The 19,277-nt window shown below is 36.1% G+C and carries 15 protein-coding genes; 3 read left to right on the forward strand and 12 right to left on the reverse strand.

Annotated features, from left to right (window positions below; translation table 11 throughout):
* Positions 1 to 136: 136 nt before the first annotated feature.
* Entirely contained in the window at positions 137 to 772 is a 636-nt protein-coding gene (locus tag EG339_RS17010; protein ID WP_123871143.1) for an NAD(P)-dependent oxidoreductase, read from the forward strand.
* 54 nt (positions 773 to 826) lie between these two features.
* Here the strand turns inward: EG339_RS17010 and uvrA are convergent, their stop codons facing one another.
* Complete coding sequence (uvrA, locus tag EG339_RS17015; RefSeq protein WP_123872711.1) at positions 827 to 3,619, reverse strand: excinuclease ABC subunit UvrA; 2,793 nt, start codon at positions 3,617 to 3,619, stop codon at positions 827 to 829.
* 634 nt (positions 3,620 to 4,253) lie between these two features.
* Between uvrA and EG339_RS17020 the strand changes: the two genes are divergently transcribed.
* The gene (locus EG339_RS17020) at positions 4,254 to 6,065 is read left to right on the forward strand and encodes a TonB-dependent receptor plug domain-containing protein (protein WP_123871144.1); all 1,812 of its coding nucleotides are present in this window, start codon (positions 4,254 to 4,256) and stop codon (positions 6,063 to 6,065) included.
* Positions 6,066 to 6,136: 71 nt separating this feature from the next.
* Positions 6,137 to 6,853, forward strand: a complete 717-nt coding sequence (locus EG339_RS17025) for a DUF2490 domain-containing protein (protein WP_123871145.1) — start codon at positions 6,137 to 6,139, stop codon at positions 6,851 to 6,853.
* Here EG339_RS17025 and EG339_RS17030 read toward each other — a convergent pair.
* The 11 genes from EG339_RS17030 to EG339_RS17080 all read right to left on the reverse strand — a co-directional run bounded on the left by EG339_RS17030 (position 6,850) and on the right by EG339_RS17080 (position 18,450).
* On the reverse strand, positions 6,850 to 8,901 hold the full coding sequence (locus EG339_RS17030; protein WP_123871146.1) for a M48 family metallopeptidase: 2,052 nt from the start codon (positions 8,899 to 8,901) through the stop codon (positions 6,850 to 6,852). The two genes, EG339_RS17025 and EG339_RS17030, sit on opposite strands and share 4 nt — an antisense overlap.
* Before the next feature lie 8 nt (positions 8,902 to 8,909).
* Positions 8,910 to 9,356, reverse strand: a complete 447-nt coding sequence (locus EG339_RS17035; RefSeq protein ID WP_123871147.1) for a phosphohydrolase — start codon at positions 9,354 to 9,356, stop codon at positions 8,910 to 8,912.
* Between the two features lie 81 nt (positions 9,357 to 9,437).
* On the reverse strand, positions 9,438 to 9,773 hold the full coding sequence (locus EG339_RS17040) for a YegP family protein (protein WP_123871148.1): 336 nt from the start codon (positions 9,771 to 9,773) through the stop codon (positions 9,438 to 9,440).
* A 146-nt stretch (positions 9,774 to 9,919) separates the two neighbouring features.
* On the reverse strand, positions 9,920 to 11,695 hold the full coding sequence (locus EG339_RS17045) for an acyl-CoA dehydrogenase family protein (RefSeq protein ID WP_123871149.1): 1,776 nt from the start codon (positions 11,693 to 11,695) through the stop codon (positions 9,920 to 9,922).
* Positions 11,696 to 11,747: 52 nt separating this feature from the next.
* The gene (locus EG339_RS17050; RefSeq protein WP_123871150.1) at positions 11,748 to 12,104 is read right to left on the reverse strand and encodes a four helix bundle protein; all 357 of its coding nucleotides are present in this window, start codon (positions 12,102 to 12,104) and stop codon (positions 11,748 to 11,750) included.
* 49 nt (positions 12,105 to 12,153) lie between these two features.
* A complete protein-coding gene (locus EG339_RS17055; RefSeq protein ID WP_123871151.1) occupies positions 12,154 to 13,332 on the reverse strand; it encodes an acetyl-CoA C-acyltransferase in 1,179 nt (392 codons plus the stop codon).
* A gap of 105 nt (positions 13,333 to 13,437) precedes the next feature.
* Complete coding sequence (gene tnpA / locus EG339_RS17060; protein WP_123871152.1) at positions 13,438 to 13,902, reverse strand: IS200/IS605 family transposase; 465 nt, start codon at positions 13,900 to 13,902, stop codon at positions 13,438 to 13,440.
* Positions 13,903 to 13,983: 81 nt separating this feature from the next.
* Entirely contained in the window at positions 13,984 to 16,377 is a 2,394-nt protein-coding gene (locus EG339_RS17065) for a 3-hydroxyacyl-CoA dehydrogenase/enoyl-CoA hydratase family protein (protein WP_123871153.1), read from the reverse strand.
* A gap of 53 nt (positions 16,378 to 16,430) precedes the next feature.
* The gene (locus EG339_RS17070) at positions 16,431 to 16,883 is read right to left on the reverse strand and encodes a MarR family winged helix-turn-helix transcriptional regulator (RefSeq protein ID WP_123872712.1); all 453 of its coding nucleotides are present in this window, start codon (positions 16,881 to 16,883) and stop codon (positions 16,431 to 16,433) included.
* A gap of 165 nt (positions 16,884 to 17,048) precedes the next feature.
* Complete coding sequence (locus EG339_RS17075) at positions 17,049 to 17,972, reverse strand: ABC transporter ATP-binding protein (protein ID WP_123871154.1); 924 nt, start codon at positions 17,970 to 17,972, stop codon at positions 17,049 to 17,051.
* Between the two features lie 100 nt (positions 17,973 to 18,072).
* Positions 18,073 to 18,450 (reverse strand): GxxExxY protein, encoded by a 378-nt coding sequence (locus tag EG339_RS17080; protein WP_123871155.1) that lies wholly within the window; start codon positions 18,448 to 18,450, stop codon positions 18,073 to 18,075.
* Between the last annotated feature and the right edge of the window lie 827 nt (positions 18,451 to 19,277).

Consider the following 19,277-nt stretch of genomic DNA (forward strand, 5'->3'; position numbering starts at 1 on the left):
AAAGCTTGAAAATAACAGGTTCAGAAATTTCTGAATCTATTTACCTATTTATTTAAATTCAAACTTACTTATATACAAGCTGATCACCATGATTAGGCGTTTGAATATGAACCATTATATTTTAAATAAGATTATTATGAAAACAAATACAATTGCCGTTATTGGTGGAACCGGAAAATCCGGAAAATATCTGATGCAAAATCTTCTGGATAAAGGATATCCTATAAAGCTATTAATTAGAAATCCCGGAAGCTTTGCACCACAGAATCCTTTAGTTAAAATGGTAAAAGGAGATGTAAGGGATGAGAAAGCGGTATATTCATTAATTGAAGGCTGCAATATCGTAATGAGTACTCTGGGACAACCGAAAGGAGAGAAATCTATCTTCAGTGATGCTGCAAAAAATATCATCCGTGCAATGAATGATTACGGAATCAAAAGATATATAGTAACAACAGGATTGAGTGTAAATACAGAAGCCGATTGTAAGAATAACCGCGTGAAAATGGCTACCGAATGGATGTATCAGAATTACCCTGAAACAACATCAGATAAGCAGAAAGAATATCAGCTTCTCTCAGAAAGCAATTTAGACTGGACGCTTGTGCGGCTGCCACTTATTAATCTGACAGACAAAAGTTTTCCCACAGAAACAAGTCTTGTTGACTGTAAAGGTGAAAGTATCAGTGCTGCAGATCTTGCAGAATTTTTGGTATCGCAGATTGATGTTTCTGACTACCTTGGGAAAAGCCCGTTTCTGTACAATAAATAAATTTTACAATAAACATTATCAAAAAAACAGAGAGCTCAATGGCTCTCTGTTTATCTATTTTTCAAGTTTTTCCTTGATGTATTTTGCGGTATAAGACTTTTTATTTTTTGTAAGATCTTCAGGGGTTCCTGCAAATACTACTTCACCACCATGTTTTCCTGCTTCCGGACCAATATCAATGATATAATCAGCACATTTGATAATATCCGGTTGATGTTCAATAACAATTACCGAATGCCCAAGGTCTATCAGTGCCTGTAATGACTTCAACAACTTTTGAATATCATGGAAATGAAGACCAGTAGACGGCTCATCAAAGATAAATAGTGTTTTGTCTGTAGTAACCCCTTTTACAAGGAAAGAAGCCAGCTTTACACGCTGTGCTTCACCACCGGAAAGGGTAGAAGAGCTTTGTCCCAGTTGTAAATAGCCCAGTCCAACCTCCTGTAAAGGTCTCAGTTTTGTTACGATTTTTTCTTCATTGTTATCCTTAAAGAACTCCAATGCCTCATCCACGGTCATGTGAAGAATATCGGAAATACTTTTCTCATCAAACTTCACTTCAAGGATCTCACTTTTGAAACGGGTTCCTTTACAAACTTCACATTCCAGTTCAATATCAGCCATAAACTGCATTGAAACATTGATAACTCCTTCACCTTTGCATTCATCACATCTTCCGCCGTCTACGTTGAAAGAGAAGTGTTTCGGTTTATAGCCCATCATCTTAGCCACTTTCTGCTTGGCAAAAAGATCACGGATGTCATCGTAAGCTTTCAGATAAGTAACCGGATTAGAACGTGAAGATTTTCCAATAGGATTCTGATCAATCAGCTCAATATTTTTGATGAGTTTTTTAGGGAATTCTACAGAATCATAATCTCCTTTTTTACCTCCCATTCCCAGTTGTATCTGAATATCGTTGGTAAGGATTTCCTTCATCAATGTAGACTTTCCACTTCCTGAAACCCCTGAAATAACAGTGAGGCTTTCCAAAGGGACATCTACGTCAATATTTTTAAGGTTATTCTGGCGGGCTCCTTTAATATGAATCCATTCTTTTGCTTTTCTTCGTTTCTTGGGAACCTCTATTTCCAGTCTTCCTGTAAGATATTCTGAAGTAAGCGTATTGGCTTTTTTCAGATCTTTATAATCTCCTGCAAATACCAGTTCTCCACCAAGATAACCTGCTTCCGGACCAATGTCAATAATATAATCGGCAGCATGCATTACATCCTCATCATGTTCTACTACGATCACTGTATTTCCTAAATCACGAAGGTTTTTCAGTACTTCGATAAGGTTTTCAGTATCTTTAGAGTGTAGCCCGATAGAAGGTTCATCCAATATATAAATGGAACCTACCAAAGAGCTTCCCAAGCTCGTTGCCAGGTTAATTCTCTGACTTTCTCCTCCCGAAAGGGTATTCGAGGTTCTGTTTAATGTTAAATATCCTAACCCAACCTTTAATAAAAACTCAAGGCGGGTGGTAATTTCATATAATAGTCTCTTGGCAACTTCCTGATCGTGTTCAGATAGTTTTAAACTGTTAATTAATGGTGCCAGCTCATCCAGTGGAAGTTCAATCATTGATTGAATATTGTGACCATCTACTTTTACCCAGCTTGTTTCTTCACGAAGCCTCAATCCTTCACAGGTTGGGCAAAGTGTTTTCCCTCTGTAACGGGAAAGCATCACTCTGTACTGGATTTTATAAAGGTTTTCTTCAAGCATTTTGAAGAAATTGTTGATGCATGGGAAATTGCTTTTACCATCACCTTTCCAAAGGAAGTTTTTCTGCTCTTTGGTGAGCTGATGATAAGGTTTATGAATAGGAAAATCACCAGCTTTTTTGATGAAGTCTTTTTTCCATTCGCTCATAGTTTCACCTCTCCAGCAGACTACAGCGTCTTCATAGATGGATAATGTTTTATTGGGTACCACAAGATCTTCATCAATTCCGATTACTTTTCCGTAACCTTCACAGGCAGGACATGCTCCATACGGATTATTGAAGCTGAAGAAATGAACATTCGGTTCAAGGAACTCCATGCCGTCAAGCTCAAATTTATTGGAAAACTCTTTTACCTTTTCGGTATCTGTATTTTTTAAGGAACAGTATCCACGGCCTTCATAAAATGCCATCTGAATAGAGTCTGCCAGTCGCTGTAAAAAACTTTCATCTTCTTCATAAGAAAAACGGTCAATCACAAGATTGATTTTCATTCCTTTTTCCGGAGTAAATCCAAAACTTTCCAGGTCTTCAATTCCAGCTACATTTCCATTGATTTCAAGTCTCGTGAAACCGGCAAGTTTTAAAACGTTCAGGGTTTCCTTAAAATTTTCAGCATCATATTCCAAAGGAGCAGTTAACAGAAAGGAAGTGTCTTTTTTAGAAGACTTAATAAAATCAACTACATCCGAAACGGAATCCTTTCTCACCTCTTCCCCTGAAACAGGAGAAAATGTTTTCCCGATCCTTGCAAATAAAAGTTTCATATAGTCATAGATCTCCGTAGATGTTCCTACCGTAGAGCGTGGATTGGATGAAATAACTTTCTGCTGGATGGCGATAGACGGGGCAAGCCCTTTAATATCGTCTACCTTAGGTTTTTCTAATTTTCCTAAGAATTGACGGGCATAAGAACTTAAACTTTCCACATATCTTCTCTGTCCTTCTGCATAAATGGTATCAAAAGCAAGAGAAGATTTTCCGCTTCCTGATACTCCTGTAATAACGATTAGTTTGTTTTTCGGGATCAGGACGTCAATATGCTTCAGATTGTTAAGATGGGCATTCTTAACAAAAATCTGTTTTTTTATATCTATTTCTGTAATAGCAGCCATATTTTGTTTATTCATAAAAGTAACTGTACAGTATTGTAAACTGCCAGTTTAATGGTGTTTTCCGGAATATTCCGGGTGTCATCAATTGAACTTTCAAATTATTTCCGGATTCAGCTGGCAGAGACTGCATATTTGTTTAATGCTGCTCAAAATACAGTTGAAAAAGAATGTTTTGCCGTAAAATTAAGACCCACAAAATTACGAATTTTTTAGCAAAAATTATATGCTTCTCTTATTACTAAAATGATATAGGAAAATAAAAATTCAGCGATGTTGGTATCCTGATTGGGAACCGAAAAAAAGATATTTCCGATATATTTTGCAGAATTATTTTCTTTTTATGGCTTGCTGTTATTGAATTCTAAACAGTTTTTGATCTTTTAACAGCTTTTTTTGTCTGGGTATTGTTTTATATTTTAAAATTATTTAAAATTGTATTCATAAATATGTAATATAGAAATGAGAAAACTATTCAGAGATCTAGTTACACATTTAATGAGAAAAAGATAGAATACTCCCTCAAAAAACATAGACACAGCATCCAGGTTGTGTCTTTTTTATGACAAGTATCATTTGCCTGTCTTCATGAACTCCCTTACTTTTGAACCTTGTTAAAAGAAACTACTGAACGATTATGATCAAAAAGATAGGAAGTGTTTTTTTTCTGGGGTCCTTACTCCTGGTAAATGCACAGGAAAAAACTACAGATATTGAAAACATTGAATTTCAAGGGAAATTTATCTCAACTCCTTATAAAAGTGCCAACCAGAATATTACTGTAATCACCAAAGAAGATATTGCTAATGCACCATCCAAAAGTATTGATGAGATTCTTCAGCAAGTTCCGGGGATGGACATCAGAAGGAGAGGATCCAATGGAGTTCAGAGTGATATCAGTTTCCGTGGAAGTTCCTTTGAACAGGTTTTGTTACTCTTGAATGGGGTAAGAATCAATGATTCGCAGACAGGCCACAATTCTATGAACCTTCCTGTAGATCTGGAAGATGTGGAAAAGATTGAGATTATAAAAGGTCCGGCAGCCAGACGTTTTGGACAGAATGCTTATGCCGGGGTAATTAATGTGATTACCAGGCCCGGAACAGGAAAAAAAGTTAAAATAAGCGCAGAGGGCGGCGACTATAGTTCTTATGGGCTAGGGTTCAATGCTCAGATGGGAAATGAAAAATTTGCCAGCACCCTTCAGGCTAATGCTTCAGGATCAGAGGGATACATGTATAATACAGATTATGAAATCCGGAATGTATTTTACCAGGGAAAACTGAATATTAAGAATGGAGACCTTAGGCTCCAAGCTGGCTTTTCGGAAAAGAAATTCGGTGCGAACGGTTTTTATGCCTCTAAAAATGCAATAGATCAGTATGAAGAAATGCAGGCTTCCCTTGTAAGTATTGCGCATCAGCAGACATTTGGGAGGTTAAAAATAAATTCCAATGTTTACTGGAGAAGAGGTCAGGATATGTATCTGTATACCAGACAGAACCCCAAAGGTTACAGAAACATGCACATCGGGAATAATGTTGGTGGGGAAGTGAATTCCAGCTATCAATGGGGATTGGGAACAACAGGAGTAGGTGTGGAGCTTAGAAAAGAGTTTCTGGTGAGCAGTAATTTGGGCAATCCTAACCGTTTTGTTTCCCAGGTTTTCTTTGAACATCATTTCTCCTTATTGGATAAAAAATTAAACATCAGCCCGGGGATTTCATGGGCCAATTATTCTAAAGAAGGAAACTTTTTCTATCCCGGATTGGATGTAGGTTATAACTTTAACCCCAATAATAAAGTATATGGAAATATTGCCAAGGTACACCGTATACCAACTTTTACCGATCTTTATTATGTAAGTCCGCAGGAGCGTGGTAACCCCAATCTATTGCCTGAAAATGGAGTTTCATCAGAGGTGGGATACCAGTACCAGGACCAGAAGATCTTAGCTAAAATCAGTGGTTTTTTGAGAGATTCGAAGAATTCTATTGACTGGGTTAAAAAAGATATCAATGATAAAACCTGGGTAGCCGAAAATGTGGGGAATATAAAAATTAAAGGAATAGAAACCGAGATCAGCTACAAAATGACGGGCTGGCTTAAGATGATGGCCGGCTACACCTATATTGATGGTCAGTTTCAGAAATCCAATGAGCTTGTTTCAAGGTATATCATGGATAACCTTAGACATCAGTTTATTGGTAAAGTGGAAACAAAATTCCTTGGGGCTTTTACTAATGAAATTGTGTACAGATATAATGAAAGGATGAATTTGGGGAGCTATCAGCTGCTGGATGAGAAATTAAGCTTTACTAAAAAAGATTATTCTGTGTATGTTTTAGTGAACAATATCACCAATACAAAATATACGGAAGCATTTGGCGTTGAAATGCCGCAAAGATGGTTCCATATTGGGTTTTCTTACACAATTAATATGAAGTAAGTGTTAATTTAATATTAATGAAAGTTAATATTAACAAATTGTTAAAAAAATTACATTTGCAAAAATTTTTTATGAAGCGTTTTCTAGGTTTAAGTCTACTTCTTAGTCTATCTTTCTTCAAAGCTCAGGAACATATTTCCAGCTTCAATGCAGTGACTCTAACCTATAAGTTTCATCCTAAATTTTTCATCTACGGAGAAGGTCAGCTGCGAGGTAATGAAGATTACACGTACCCGGATTATTACGAAATAAAAGGAGGGCTCGGCTATAATCTTACCAAGAATCACAAACCGTTTGTGGGACTGGGAAGATATGTCAATTATAAAGATAAGAAATTAAGCAAAGAAGAATTCAGGGTTTGGCTTCAGGATATCATTGATATTAAAAAAGGCATTGTGAAGTTTGAGAACCGTTTTCGTGTCGAAAAAAGCTGGTTTTATGAACCGCAAACTGACAATACTTCTCAGAGAATGCGTTACCGTTACCGCTTGAATGTAAGTGTTCCTTTAAATGCTAAAGAAATCAAAAAAGGGACTGTTTTTGCCAATGCCTATGATGAGCTTTTCCTGGTAACCCCAATGAAGCCTACTTTTGCAAGGAACAGGGTGTATGGCGGTTTCGGCTATCAGATCGATGATTACTTCGGAGTTGTAAGCGGATACCTTTGGCAGCGTGAGTTTGAAGCAAAAGGAAATAAAAATTTACATTTCATATACCTTGCTTTAAACATCAATATTGATGGTACAAATCATGAAGTGAAAACGTATGATTTCCCTGGTGCGGATTAATATACTTTGCTTATTTCTAACTGTAATTTTAAGAGTTCCTGTTTCGTATTAAGATAGTAAGTATTTAAAAGGGCCTGGTATTTTTCAATCAGTAATGATACAGAGTCTACTTCATTCTGAAGGTATCGGTTATTGTTGAAATAAATATATTCAGAATCAGCAAATTGTTGAAGAATACGGCTCTCTTCATCCGTGATTAATTCCTTGTAAGCTGAGCTTTCCAGAAGATTTCTGATCTTTTGTTTAAACGGCTTTTCTGCTTTCAGAAGCTTGGCTCGGTGCTTCCGGATTTCTTCAAAAGGTAAAGTAACTGCCATAAACTGTAAGTACCCGATAAACTCATTAAGGCTTGCCTGGAATTCATCGAATTCTTTGTCTATTGCAGACATTTTTTTGTATTTGCTTATTAAACTCATTCTGTGCTCATTACTGCCTATATGATAATAATACTTGAAAATGGATTTGTCATTTTTACGAAGTTCGGCTGTCACGTTTTTAAGTTCATTTTCAAGCTGAGGAATAATATCTACAGCTTGTTTTGATTTATGTAAGGCGCCGTTATATCTGAATGTTTTTATTTCTTTGGGTTGTGTAGCCAGATACTGTAAAGTTTGCAGATCCTGTTCTATACCAGCTTTTTCATACACCAGAGAAACCTTTTTATCGCTGAATAGATCAGCTTCATGATCAGGCCCGGAATCCTCAATAAGAGTCTCAGGATCTTCTAAAATAGGGTTATGCCTTTCATAATACCCATTAAAGCCGGAAATCAGATTCTGGTATATGTTGTTTTCCAGATAAAGTGTTGTAAAGGTATTACCGTCTATAACCTCTCCAACATTTTTAATTTGTAATAAAGTGAGGTATTTTGCAGTTAGAGTCTCGCATATTTTCTCGTAGCCTTTTATTATTGCTTCGGCAGGTTTGTGATTTCTGGCTGTATTTCGGGTTTCGTTCTTTTTAATCCTTTCAACTCTTTTAGCGATGTCAGGATGAGATGACCATTGGTCTTCAATTTCAATTCTGGATTTATTATAACGGGTCAGATCTTCAATATCTATCCTGGGAAGCCCATTTGCGTAAGGATGGTTATTTCTTTCGCTGAAAATTTTCATTAAAGAAACCTGATTTTCATAAAGGTTTTTTGGAAGATATTTCTGCTTGCTTTCAATATAGAAATTAACAGCATAATTAAAGGCTGCATCACTCAATTCCAATCTTAATAAGGATGAAATCTGTTCTTCCGGATTGGTTACAAAAGTTGAAATAGCATCAGCATGATATTCCATCTCTCTTTGCAGGGAAGCATGGTTTTTAAAAAGAAAATTTGAAATGCTTTTAAGAATATATTGAAATGCATTGATGAAGCTTACTGAAATAAGGCCAAAAATTTTAAAAAAGGCATTACTTCCTGAAAACTCCATAATAAAATTTTCATAGTCCTTATTATTGTAAACAGTTTCAAAAATAATTTTTTCCGCCTGGTTTACATAACCACCCACTTTCATACTTCTTTGAGAAAAGTGACCAAACTCATGGGCCAGCACTGTTTTCAGTTCTCCTGCTGTGGTTGTATTAATCAATCCCATACCAATTGTAAGGTTTTTCTTTACAGGTAAAAACATACTCCAGAAAACAGAATTATAGCTAACGCTGGCATTTACATCCGGAGAGAGGAACACTTTTTTGGGAGGATGAACTTTTGTTTCCGTTACAATTTCATCAATCATTTCAAAAAGTTCTGGCTGATGGGAGCGTGAGACTTCTATCAGATGGCGTGTACTATAATCACTTTTTCTGAAAATGAACCGGATGAGAAATATGAATACAAAAAGGCCTACACTAAATAATCCTGCAGCACCAAAAATTGTAAAGTAATTGACCTTAATTGTCAATAGCTTTACAGCGCCATATCCTAAGAGAAAAATCATTAAGAGAGAAATCAGGATAAGGAGTAAGTATATGAGGAAAAAAGCTGAAACTGATACAATAGCAGAAATCAGCTTAGATTGATAAGCCTTTGAAATCTTAGGAAGGTTATTAGTCATTTGGTTGATTAGTATTTTTCTATCAGATAACGATAGGCTTTGAGATATTTATTGAATCTTTTAATATCTTTAGGGGTAAGCTCACGGTTTACTCTTCTAAGATCCATATTATCGCGAAGGTCATTAAGCTTCACAGCAACAGCAAGAGGTGATCTTTCTGTTCTTTTGATAAATTCATCATAGTCTTCTTCCGGATCAAATTTAGTAAGGCAGCTGATGGCAAAAATGATATATTCCGGGAAGCCCTCGCTTCTTAAATAATCCAGGCTGAATTCTAATGGGTGATCTTCTACCACATCATGCAAAACACCTACTATTTTTTCATCTATTGTTTTACCGTATTCCATCACGCGCATTACGTGTGCAATGTATGGAGCGTGGTATTTGTCAGTTTGTCCTTTATGAGCCTTATCAGCAATTTTTATAGCTTTATTCAGTAATTCTTCTTTTGTCATTTTTTCTATGAGAATAGAGTACAAAAATAAAAAATGCCTTAAAAAAATAAGACATTTTTATAGAGATTATTTAAGATTGTTCTATAAATTTATTTCATCCTCTACAGAAGCATTGGGAGCATTGTTCTTTACAGAATCTATTCCGTTTTCCATTCCGTTATCTGTTTCATACATCTGGCTGGTTCCTATAATCTGGCCATTTCCTGCCTTAAGGTTGAAATAACACCTGCCATCCCTGGCGGTATTTCTTTCAAATTTGGCATCTTCCTGAGAATTGGTTTTTACAGAATTGATCCCGTTTTCACAGGATGGTTTGCTACTGTAGCCCTGGCTTGTTAGAATAACCTGCCCGTTTCCGGCTTTAAGGTTGAACTGAAATTCGCCGTTAGCTCTTTTAGAAATAATAAATTTTCCCATAGGTTTGTATTTTAAATGAAATGGTTCTAGCTATCATAAAGTTAGGAAAAAAATATTAAAACATGAAATTCCTTAAATTTTTTGTAAAGTAAAGAAAAAACGCCCCGTTTTTGGGGCGTTTTGAAATCAAATTTATGTTATAAAGACTAATAAGCTCCTTTTTCAATATAGTGCGCAGCCACTTTTTCAGTTAATGCCACTACATTAGGGTGATTAGTATACTTAGTGAATCTTCTTAATCCTGAAAGCATCATTCTCTGCTCATCTCCTTCAGCAAAAGAAATAATTCCTTCTTTAGCTGCTACGATGATTTTCTCAACAGCTTTGTAAAGGTTTAATTGAGCCATAGCTGCTTCTACAGAATCAGGAGAGAAGTGTTTCTCTGCTCTTAATACTGCAGATTCTGCCATATAGATCTGATTAAGAATCTCCGAAGCATTCAGCAATAAATGTTGTTGCTTTTCAATATCCATCATATATTTTTGAAGAGCTGCTCCGGAAACCATAAGGAATACTTTCTTAAGGTTAGCGATAATAGCTTTCTCTTCGCTCATGAATGCTGAATAATCAGGAACTTCGAATGATGGAATACCCATTAATTCTTTACTGATTGCCATAGCTGGGGATAAAAGGTCTAATTCTCCTTTCATGGCTCTCTTAATAAGCATTCCTACTGCCAATAGCCTGTTGATTTCGTTAGTTCCCTCATAGATTCTTGAAATTCTTGAATCTCTCCAGGCAGCTTCCATAGGAGTATCTTCAGAGAATCCCATACCTCCGTACACCTGGATTCCTTCATCAGCAGTGTGCTGTGCAAGATCAGAAACGAATACCTTAAGGATTGAACATTCTACAGCGAATTCTTCAACACCTTTAAGTTCTGCAGCCTGGTGATCCATTCCACCAGCTACCAATTCGTCAATTTTATCCTGAACATTTTTTGCAGCCCTGTAAGAACCAGCTTCACTTACGAAAACACCTGTTGCCATTTCAGCAAGTTTTTTTCTGATAGCTCCGAAAGTAGAGATAGAAACACCAAACTGCTTTCTTTCGTTAGAATACTGAAGAGAGTGGTTTAAGATTCTTCTTTGAGCATCTAAACAAGCAGCCGCTAATTTGATACGACCTACGTTCAAAGCATTTAAAGCGATTTTGAAACCATTATTTCTTTCTCCTAAAAGGTTCTCAACAGGGACTTTCATATCATTGAAGAAAACCTGGCGGGTAGAGGAAGCTCGAATACCTAATTTGTGTTCTTCTTCACCGAAAGTTAAGCTCTCAGGATTCTCTAATTCAGATCTGTTGATTACGAAACCTGTGATGTTTTTATCATCATCAATTTTAGCAAATAAAGTGAATGTATCTGCAAATCCTGCATTAGAGATCCACATTTTCTGGCCGTTGATGATATAATGTTTTCCATCTTCAGAAAGTTTAGCTCTAGTTTTTCCAGAATTTGCATCAGAACCGGCATCCGGCTCAGTTAAGCAATAAGCTCCGAATTTTGTTCCTGTTGCTAAGTCCGGAAGGTATTTTTTCTTTTGCTCTTCCGTTCCATAAAGAACGATTGGCAGTGTTCCGATTCCGGTGTGCGCTCCATAAGCCGTTGCTAATGAACCTGTAGTTCCCGAAAGGTAATCACAAGCTAACATTGTAGTTACAAAGCCCATTCCAAGACCTCCGTATTCTTCAGGAACAGCAATTCCCAACATTCCCATTTCACCAAGTTTACGCATTGTTTCTTCAGTGAATGCATAATCTTTCTTTTCGAAACGTTCCCTTTGAGGAACAACCTCTCTATCTATAAATTCCTTCGCAGAATCACGAAGCATTTTTTGTTCTTCATTCAGTTCTTCAATACTGAAAATTTCGTTTGCAGGAATTTCCTTAATCAGGAACTCACCACCTTTTAATGTAGCCATATATTATTTTGTTTTTTTTAGATTAATAGAAAAAAGAGAAAAGAATAAAGACTTACAATGTTAAATTCTTTTGAAAGCCAGAAATCATTCTCTGTAGTTCTATGATTTTATTTTCTATTTTTTCGGTTTTACTAACTTCTAAGTAATTTCTGTTACCTGAAATAATAATTTGAGTGTGTAATTCATAAAGAGAGCCAAGACTTATTTCTAAAAAACGATTGAAATCTTTATTTGAGCTTCTACTTGAGCCTTCTGCAATATTAGAAGCTACAGAAACGGTACATCTTCTAATTTGAGATTTAAGTCCAAATTCTTCATTTTTTGGAAAACTATCTGTAATAACATAAATTTCATCAGCAAGTTCAATGGAAAGTTTCCAGATGTTATGATGGTTAAAATTATGTTTCATTACAGTCTTTGCTCTTTATTCTTTACTCTTTACTCTTTACTCTTTTAGTCTATAACAATTCAAAAATACTTGCCGCTCCCTGTCCGGTTCCTACGCACATAGAAACCATTCCATATTTGTTGCCACGCTTTCTCATTTCATCAAGAAGCTGAACTGTCAGTTTGGTTCCTGTACATCCAAGCGGGTGGCCAAGGGCAATGGCTCCTCCATTTACGTTTAAGATGTCTGGATTTAAACCTAATTCTTTCTTGATCGCAACTGATTGTGATGCAAATGCTTCGTTAAGTTCAATTAACTCAATATCTTTTAATTCAAGGCCGGCTTGTTTCAACGCTTTTGGGATAGCATAAATAGGTCCCATTCCCATGATTCTTGGCTCCAGTCCGGCTGCAGCATAAGCTACTAATCTTGCTTCAGGCTCTAATCCTAATTCTTTTACCATTTCCTCACTCATTACCATTACGAAAGCTGCTCCGTCACTCATCTGAGAAGAGTTCCCGGCAGTTACGCTTCCTCCATTAGCAAATACCGGTCTAAGTTTAGCTAAACCAGCAAGGGAAGTATCTGCTCTTGGCCCTTCATCCACAGAGAAATCGAATTTTTTAGTCTGAAGTTTCTGATTTTCATCTAAGAAATTATATTCTACTGGGATCGGAACGATCTGGTTGGCAAATTTACCTTCCTGGTTTGCTTTTAAAGCTTTCATATGTGATTCAAAGGCAAACTGATCCTGTTCTTCTCTGCTAATATTGTATTGTTTTGCTACTTCTTCAGCAGTGTAACCCATTCCCCAGTAGTAATCAGGGTTTGTTTTTGCGATATCGGTCTCAGGAACCGGCTTATAACCGCCCATTGGGATATAAGACATAGATTCTGTACCTCCAGCGATGATGCAATCAGCCATTCCTGCCTGGATTTTTGCAGAAGCAATAGCAATGGCCTCACTTCCTGAAGCACAGTATCTGTTTACAGTTACTCCAGGAACTTTATCTGTGTTTAAACCCATTAAGGAAATCAGACGGGCTACGTTTAACCCTTGCTCTGCCTCAGGCATTGCATTTCCTACGATAAGGTCATCAATTCTGTTTTTATCCAATTGCGGAAGCTCAGCCATTAATTTTTCAATAACGGTAGCTGCCATTACGTCAGGACGTGTAAAGCGCAGGGAACCTTTTGGTGCTTTTCCTACTGCTGATCTGAATCCTTTTACGATGTATGCTGTTTTCATTTTTTTTGTTTAATTAAATTGTTTTAAGAATTTTTTGCCTAGTAGAGGTAAACTGTTCATAGATTTTTGTTTTTGCTTTTTGAGGAGCTCCGTAGGAGCGATCTGTTAATCATTAATCCATTCAAATAAATATTTTGGATCATATTCTATCTCAAATTTTGACATAAAATCCAGATATTCTTCTCTAAAAGTTTTCTTTTTATGATGTTCTTCCTGATTTAAAATATACTTTACAACAGAATCAACACTGCTTTTAGAATAAGAAAAAGCTCCGTATCCTTCCTGCCAATTGAATTTTCCATTTACCCATCTTTTTTCATTGATGAATTTTGAAGAACCTGCTTTAATATCTCTTACTAAATCTGAAACCGCAAGTGTCGGATTCATACTTACAAGAATATGGACATGGTCAGGCATTGCAAAAACTGCGAATAATCTTTGGTTTCTATTGGAAATAATACCTGTAATAAACTGATGTAATTCGTCTCTGTTTTCTTTTGAAATCAGATTTTGTCTTCCTTTTACAGCGAAAACAATTTGAATATAAATCTGAGTATAGGTATTTGCCATACATTAACAGGTCGCCTCTACGAGGCTTTCCAATTTTAAATTATTCATGCTATTAACAGTTCGCTCCTACGGAGCTTCCCGTTAGTTTCTCAACGGTTTCCCGTTTTGTAACATATACTGAATTCTCTCTAAAGTTTTTCTTTCACCACAAAGCTGAAGGAATGTTTCTCTTTCAAGATTCAATAGGTATTGCTCAGTAACAACTGTTGGTTCAGATAGATTTCCACCTACCATTACATTTGCTAATTTGTCTGCAATTTTCTTATCATGCTCGGAGATATATTTTCCGGTTAACATCTGGTCTGTTCCTACGTAGAACATTCCTAATGCATCTTTACCAAGAACTTTTACTTTTTGCTCAATAGGTTGAGTATAACCTTGTTCTGCTAATAGTTTTGCTACTTTTTTAGCTTCAGCAATCTGTCTGTTTTTGCTTACGGAAACAATATCTTTTCCTTTTTCAAGGATTCCCATATCGTAAGCTTCATAAGCGGAAGTAGCTACTTTACCCATAGCGATGTTCATGAAAGCATCACGAAGTCTGTTGTTTTTAACATCATCGCTGTGGAATTCTCTGGAAGTTCTTAAAGTAAGTTCTTTAGTACCACCACCACCAGGAATTACACCCACGCCGGTTTCAACCAGGCCGATGTATGTTTCTGCTGCGGCAACCACTCTGTCTGCGTGCATTGTCATTTCACACCCACCTCCCAGGGTCATTCCGTGAGGAGCTACAACTACAGGAATAGAGGAGTATCGTACTCTCATCATCGATTTCTGGAAGTAAGCAATCGCCATATTCAAATCATCCCAATCCTGCTCAATAGCCATCATCAGGATCATGGCAAGGTTAGCCCCTACAGAGAAGTTGGCTCCCTGGTTTCCTACTACCAATCCGTCGTATTCTTTTTCAGCTAAATCAATCGCTCTGTTTAATCCATCAAGGACTTCGCCTCCCAGAGAGTTCATTTTAGAACGGATTTCAAAGTTGATAATACCATCACCTAAATCAAGAATGGCTGAACCTGAATTGCTCCAAAGCGTTTTGTTTTTCCTGATGTTATCAAGGATAATGAAGGCATCTTGTCCAGGAATTTTGTTGTACGCTCCTGAATTTTTATCAACATAAATACTTTGTCCTTCATCATTAACTTTATAGAAAGTTTCTACATTTTTAACCCAGTCAGAAACTTCGTATCCTGCATCTTTAGCCAGTTCAATACCTTTCTGAACACCTACGGCATCCCAGATCTCAAACGGACCGTTTTCCCATCCGAATCCAGCTCTCATGGCATCGTCAATTTTGTAAACTTCATCAGAAATTTCAGGAACCTTATGAGAAACATACGCGAATAATGCTCCCAGTGATTTTCTGTATAGTTCACCGGCTTTATCTTTGCCGCCGATCAATACCTTGAATCTATCGATGGGTTTATCAATAGATTTTGTTAATTCTAAAGTAGGGAATGATGATTTTCCTTGAAGTTCATATTCCAATGTATCAAGATTCAATCCGTGAATTTCAGATTTTCCTTCTGCGTTTTTCACTTTTTTATAGAATCCCTGCTCTGTTTTTGAACCTAGCCATTTATTATCCATCATTTTCTGGATATAGCCAGGAAGAGCAAATACATCGTTGAAGTCATTGGCTTCAGCACCGCTTTGGCGAACTCCGTTGGCTACCATTACCAACGTATCAAGACCTACAACGTCAGCTGTTCTGAAAGTCGCAGATTTTGGACGTCCGATTACAGGTCCTGTTAATTTATCAACATCAGAAACTGTAAGTCCTAATTTTTGTACATTGTGAAGCAGATCCATCATAGAGAATACTCCGATTCTGTTTGCGATGAATGCTGGAGTATCTTTTGCTAAAACGGTTGTTTTGCCTAAGAATTTAGCTCCATAGTTCATGTAGAAATCGATGATTTCCGGATCTGTATCATTTGTTGGGATAATCTCAAGAAGAGGAAGGTATCTTACCGGGTTGAAGAAGTGTGTCCCTGCAAAGTATTTTTTGAAATCTTCACTTCTTCCTTCCGTTAATAAGTGGATAGGAATCCCTGAAGTATTGGAAGAAATCAATGTTCCGGGTTTTCTGAACTGTTCAATCTTTTCGTATACGGACTTTTTGATATCAAGTCTTTCAACTACTACTTCAATGATCCAGTCTGTATTTTTAATTTTGGGCAGATCATCATCGAAATTTCCGATTTTGATTCTATCTGCAAACTTTGGTGAATAAAGAAGTGCAGGGCTGGCTTTTTTCAGTTTTTCGAAGTTTTCGGCAGCAATTCTGTTTCTTACAGCCTTGTCTTCTTTAGTCAAACCTTTTTTCTGTTCAGCTTCAGTTAATTCAAAGGGCACAATATCTAAAAGTGACACTTCCACACCAATATTGGCGAAGTGAGCTGCGATACCGCTACCCATAATTCCTGAACCAAGAACCGTTACATGTTTGATTCTTCTTTTCATATCTATTTTTTTATTATTTATAAGGTTATACGAACCATAAGATTCGTCATAATTTATTTTCTGTTGTTTAAGAGTTCATTAGCTATTTTCATGATCTCAGTCATCACTTCTTTAAAAGCATCCATCTTTTCAGGACTAATTTTCTCCATTACCTTTTTGTTAAAGTTGACAACAACTTCCTTAGACATATTTCTGGAGTTTAAGCCTTTATCTGTAAGCTTAATAATCACCTCCCGTTTATCTGTGGTGGTTTTTTCCTTATAGATATAGCCGTTATCTTCAAGAAGTTTAATAATTCTCGTCAGGGAAGTGGGTTCTATGGCCATTTTGGGTCCAAGATTCGTACTTCGTGTACCTTCTTTGGGATCAATTTTAAGAAGGGTAAGTGCCTGTACTGCGGTGGAGTCATGTTCCTGAGCCAATTCTGTGTACATTTTAGAAACAGCCAACCAGGTCTGTTTTAAAATTAAATCTACGTTTTCTATTTTTTCCTTATTATTATCCATCATTTTTGCGCTAATGGTTTTACCCAAATTTAATAAATATTATGCATGCATAATATTTATTAACGTTAAATTTTGTTAATAATCTGATAATTAGTTCGTTAAATTGTATGATTTGCATAATACTATGCATGCATAGTATGTGAAATAATCAAAGAAAGCCTCTGATTAATAAATGTTTCCAATGAAATTTATGATTTCTTCAAAAGATTCGCATTGTTGTTGGCCGGAATCGTTAGTGATTACCCAAAAACTGTTCTGGAATTCAAAATTAAGGGAAGAAAGGTCTTTTGAGAAGTTTTTTTGAAGTAAAGAATACAGCATTTCTTTCTGAACCTGCGGTGCAGAGATACTTGGCGGAATAAAATTCTCGTGTATTTGAAATAATGATGCATTGGTAAGTTCATCATGTTGAAGCAAAATATCCTCCACAATTCCTGAATGAAGCAGTGAGTCTTTTACATACCATATTTTATCGGCAAACTCTTTAGCCAACCGCCAGTCGTGTGAGGAGAAAAGAATGATTTTGTTCTGCTCTTTAGCTAATTTCCTAAGGGTTTTAAGAATAATGATCTTATTTTTTTCATCCAGATGGGTAGTGGGTTCGTCCAGAATAATAACAGGGGAGTTTTGGGTGATAGCCCGGCCGATAAATGCTTTCTGAAGGTTTCCGTCCGAAAGGTTCTTAAGGAGTGTATATTTATATTGTCCGAGATCAAGCTCTTCAATAATATGGGCTACTTCTTCACGGTCTTCCTTTTTTAATTCAAAATAAAAAGGGTAGTAGATATATTTTCCCAATGAGATCAGATCTTCCACCGTATAATGCTGTGGAACAACTGATTTTGAAAATACAATAGCAATATTCTCCGCAATTTCTTTTACAGAAAGTTTCTTTACATTCTTATTATTAATTAAAATTTCTCCATTCAACAAAGGGATCTGATGAAGAATAGATTTAATTAAAGTTGTTTTTCCTACTCCATTATTTCCAATCAGTAAGCATACATCACCAAGCCTCAATTCTGCATCAGCATTTGAAATTAATGTTTTATTATATCCGATATTAGCTTGTTTGATTTGTAGGTGCATGCTTGATTTTGGATAATCGCAAAGGCGAAAATATTTTACAAAAATACTATTTTAAGGCATAAGGAATTTGATTTTTGTTGAATTTTCATTCTGTTTTAGCTTATAAATGATTGACAACTCTGGTAATTCCATTCTTGAAAACATCTGATTGAAAATTGAGTAACATTCCTAGTTTACAATGAGTCATTTTTAAATACGTTAAAAGTTGTGCTTTATGAATTGAACTGATATAATCAACAGTTTTTATTTCTAAGATGACTTTGTTTTCTATAATCATGTCGAGCCTGAAAGCATTTTCAATTTTTAATTCTTCATAAATAATTGGAAGTAGCTTTTGTTTTTCTACAGTAAAACCTGACTTTGTTAATTCATAGAACATACATTCCTCATAAACATGCTCAAATAATCCTGATCCAAGCTTTTTATGAATCTTTAAACCTGCATCAAAAACAATTTTTGATAATTCATTTTCTGTCATTTGTTGTTTTTTATACTTAGTAAATATAGGAATTATTGGATAAACGCAAAGGCGCGAAGATTTATCGTGGTCTTTGCGTTTTTAACAAAATTACACTCACTCAGCTTCAAAACGTCACAATAATTCACCAGAACTTATTTGATTAGTCTTTTTCTGTTGTACTCTTAATAAATACAAGGATTGTTGGATAAACGCAAAGGCGCGAAGATTTATCGTGTATTGTGTATTATTTTAGGGCGCAAGAAAATCAAAGATTTTCAGCAAGCGGAGTGTTTATTGATGCGTTACTCAATTTTATCGGAGATAAAATCATTGCGCCTTAAAGCATCTTGTAGGGTAAGAACTAGCGTCTTTGCGTTTTCAACAAAATTACACTCACTCAGCTTCAAAACGTCACACGAATTCACCAGAACTTACTTTTTCTGTTGTACTCTTAATAAATACAAGGATTGTTGGATAAACGCAAAGGCGCGAAGATTTATCGTGTATTGTGTATTATTTTAGGGCGCAAGAAAATCACAGATTTTCAGCAAGTGGAGTGTTTATTGATGCGTTACTCAATTTTATCGGAGATAAAATCATTGCGCCTTAAAGCATATTGTAGGGTAAGAACTTGCGTCTTTGCGTTTTTAACAAAATTACACTCACTCAGCTTCAAAACGTCGCAAGAATTCACCAGAACTTATTTGATTAGTCTTTTTCTGTTATTTGCTGTACTCTTAATAAATACAAGGATTGTTGGATAAACGCAAAGGCACGAAGATTTATCGTGTATTGTGTATTATTTTAGGGCGCAAGAAAATCAAAGATTTTCAGCAAGCGGAGTG

Origin of the sequence: Chryseobacterium bernardetii (assembly GCF_003815975.1) — a bacterium.
Taxonomy (GTDB): domain Bacteria; phylum Bacteroidota; class Bacteroidia; order Flavobacteriales; family Weeksellaceae; genus Chryseobacterium; species Chryseobacterium bernardetii.